This is a genomic window from Xinfangfangia pollutisoli (assembly GCF_020179405.1).
In the GTDB taxonomy this organism is placed as follows: Bacteria; Pseudomonadota; Alphaproteobacteria; order Rhodobacterales; family Rhodobacteraceae; genus Pseudogemmobacter; species Pseudogemmobacter pollutisoli.
In genome coordinates, this window is the sequence record NZ_JAICBZ010000158.1 from 1 (window position 1) to 3,150 (window position 3,150).

Genomic DNA, 3,150 nt, shown 5'->3' on the forward strand with positions numbered 1-3,150 from the left:
GGCATGACGCGCCGGCTGCGGCGCCGCCCGGCGATTGCCCCGCCCCGCCCGCCGAACTGGCCGCCGCGCTGACGGCCCGCGAATCGCGTCTGGCCGCGCAGGAGGCGGCGGCGAATGACCGCGAGGCGGCGCTGGCCCTGGCCGATGCGGCCCTGCGCGGCCGGCTTGAGGCGTTGCAGAAGGCCGAGGCCGATCTGAAGGCCACCCTGGCCATCGCCAATGGCGCTTCGGAAACCGATCTGACCCAGCTGACCGCGGTCTATGAACAGATGAAGCCCAAGGATGCCGCCAAGCTGTTCGAGGCGATGGATCCCGAATTCGCCGCCGGCTTTCTGGCCCGGATGCGGCCCGAAGCGGCGGCGGCGATCCTGGCGGGCCTGTCGGCCGACAAGGCCTATGCGATCAGCGCGATTCTGGCCGGCCGGAATGCGCTGGCCCCGAAGAACTGAGTTGAGGCGATCTTAACCCTGCCCGGGCAGGATGCCCGTGGTCAGGCCAGGGAAAGGGCGGGGATGTTCGGGTTTATCGGGATCGCAGTCATCCTGCTGATGGTCTTCGGCGGCTTCATCATCCACGGCGGCAATCTTGCCCCGATCATCGAGGCGCTGCCCTTCGAGATGATCATGATCGGCGGCGCCGCCGTGGGCGCCTTTCTGATCTCGAACGATCTGGCCGCGGTGAAACACACGCTCAAGGACATTGGCAAGGTGTTCAAGGGCAACAAATGGAAGCCCGCCGATTACCGCGACCTTCTGTGCATGCTGTTCGAACTGGTGCGTCTGGCGCGGTCCAACCCGGTGGGTCTGGAAGAACATGTCGAAAACCCCGGGACGTCCTCGATCTTCGGCAAATATCCGAAGATCCAGCACGATCATGACGCGGTCGAGCTGATCTGCGACACGCTGCGCGCCGCCTCGATGAATTACGACGACCCGCATCAGGTGGAAGAGGTGCTGGACAAGCGGATGGAGGCGCAGATGCATCACGCCATGCATTCCAGCCACGCGCTGCAAAGCATGGCCGACGGTCTGCCGGCGCTGGGGATCGTGGCGGCGGTGCTGGGGGTGATCAAGACCATGGGCTCGATCGACCAGCCGCCCGAGGTGCTGGGCGCGATGATCGGCTCGGCGCTGGTCGGCACGTTTCTGGGGGTGTTCCTCGCCTATGGGCTGATGGGCCCCTTTGCCGCCCGGGTGAAACAGGTGGTCGAGGATGACGCCCATTTCTACCAGCTGATCCGCGAGGTTCTGGTGGCGAACCTGCACCGCCACCCGGCGAATATCTGCATCGAGGTCGGGCGCCAGAACACGCCGCATCACCTGCGCCCCGGTTTCGGCGATCTGGAAGAGGCGCTGCGGGCCCTGAAGCAGGAGGCGGCATGACGCGGTTTGCCGGCCTTCTGGCGCTGCTTCTGGCGCTTTGGCCGGGGCGGGCCGCGGCCGAGGTTGCGGTGGTGCGCGGCGGCGAACACCCGGATTTCACCCGCATCGTGGTTGAGGCGGCGCAGCCCGGCGACTGGCGCTTTGGCCGCACGGAAGACGGCTATGAATTGCAGCTGGGCCCCGAAGTGACCGGCTACAACCTGACCCAGGCCTTCGAACGCATCCCGCGCGATCGCGTCTCGGCGCTGTGGCGCGATCCGGTTTCCGGGCGGCTTCGGTTCTCGCTGTCCTGCCCCTGCTTTGCGGTGGCCTTCGAATTCCGCCCCGGCGTGGTGGTGATCGACCTCAAGACCGGCCAGCCGCCCCGCGGCTCGGCCTTCGAAGGGCCGCTCGATCCGCCGCCCAAGCCTGACGCCGCGCCCGAAACCACGCCCACGCCGGCGCCCGATCCCGGCCCGGCCCCGGCGCCTGTCGCCCAGGGGCCGGGCTATGACTGGCTGGCGATCCTGCGTCAGGGCGATGCCGCCCCGGCCGAGGGCGCCACGCGGCCGCTGCCCCTGCCGCTGCAGATCGAAGACCCGCGGATCGACCCGCTGCGCGCGGCGCTGCTGGAACAGATCAGCCGCGGCGCGGCAGAGGGGATTGTCGGCATCGCCGAACATCCGATCCTGCCCAAGGCCTCGGAAGATCGGCGCAGCGAGGGGCCGGGGATGCGGATCGTCACCGGCGATCTGCCGGGCATGGTGGCCTCGGGCGTGCATGACCCAAAGCCCAATCTGACGGCCGAAGGCGGGCCTTGCCTGACCGATGCCGATCTGGACCTGGCGTCCTGGCTACTGCCCGGCCCGGTGGCCGAGCAGCTGGGGCCGGGCCGCGCCGGGCTTCTGGGCGAATTCGACGCGCCCGCCCCCGATGCGATCCGCCGCGCGGCGCGGCTGTACATCGCCCTGGGCTTTGGGGCCGAGGCGCGGCAGTATCTGTCCCTGTTGCCCGCCCCGCCGCCCGACAGCACCGGCGACGCGTTGCGGATGCTGGCCGCGCTGTCGCGGCTTGCCGATCAGGAACCCGACGAGACCGGCTATTTTGCCCCGATGGCCGGCTGCAACACCGCGGCGGCATTGTGGTCGGCGCTGGCGCTGCAGCTGCGGGGCGGTGTGGAAGCGTCGGACATCAAGGCGCTGAACGGCGGGGCGGTGGCGCGGTCCTTCTCGGCCCTGCCGATCCATCTGCGCCGGCAATTCGGCCCGGGCCTGGTCGAGATGTTCCTGTCCGCCGGCCGCGACGAAGAGGCGCGGCTGATTCGCGATGCGATCCTGCGGGCGCCGGGCGAGGCGGGGCCCGAAGTGGCGCTGATGGATGCGAAATACGATCTGGCCACCGGCGATGGCCAGGATGCGGCGAAGATCGCCAAGGATGTCGCGCAGGAAACCGGACCCGCCAGCCCCGAGGCGCTGGTGACCCTGGTCGAGGCCGCCTTCAAGACCGGCGCCGTCTTGCCGGCCGGCCTGCCCGAAACCCTGATGGCCTATCGCGGCGATGCCGGCCGCACGGCGATGGAGGCGCCGCTGCGCCGCGCCTTTATTCTTGCCTCGGCGCTGCAGGGCGATTTTGCCGCGGCCTTTGCCGAGCTGCCGCAGGCGCCGGACACCGCGGCCGATCTGTGGTCGCTGGCGGTGGCCGGCGCGGGCGACGATCTGTTCCTGGCGCAGGCCGTGCCTCTGGCCGCCAAGGGCCGGCCTCCGGTGGCGCCCGATGTGGCGCTGGCCGG

The 3,150-nt window shown here is 69.8% G+C and carries 3 protein-coding genes; all 3 read left to right on the forward strand.

Translation table 11 applies throughout. The features are described from left to right. Nucleotides 1-449, forward strand: a 449-nt coding sequence (locus K1Y73_RS21635; RefSeq protein WP_225030473.1) for a MotE family protein, incomplete at its 5' end; no start/stop codon positions are given. Between the two features lie 63 nt (nt 450-512). Further along, on the forward strand, nt 513-1,382 hold the full coding sequence (gene motA / locus K1Y73_RS21640; RefSeq protein WP_225030474.1) for a flagellar motor stator protein MotA: 870 nt from the start codon (nt 513-515) through the stop codon (nt 1,380-1,382). Further along, nucleotides 1,379-3,150: hypothetical protein (locus tag K1Y73_RS21645; protein WP_225030475.1), on the forward strand; the 1,772-nt coding region annotated here is incomplete at its 3' end. The genes motA and K1Y73_RS21645, both read left to right, overlap by 4 nt.

What these genes read in the sequence shown, in the direction of transcription:
- motA (WP_225030474.1), top strand. Translation starts at nt 513, where the DNA reads ATGTTCGGGTTTATCGGGATCGCAGTCATCCTGCTGATGGTCTTCGGC.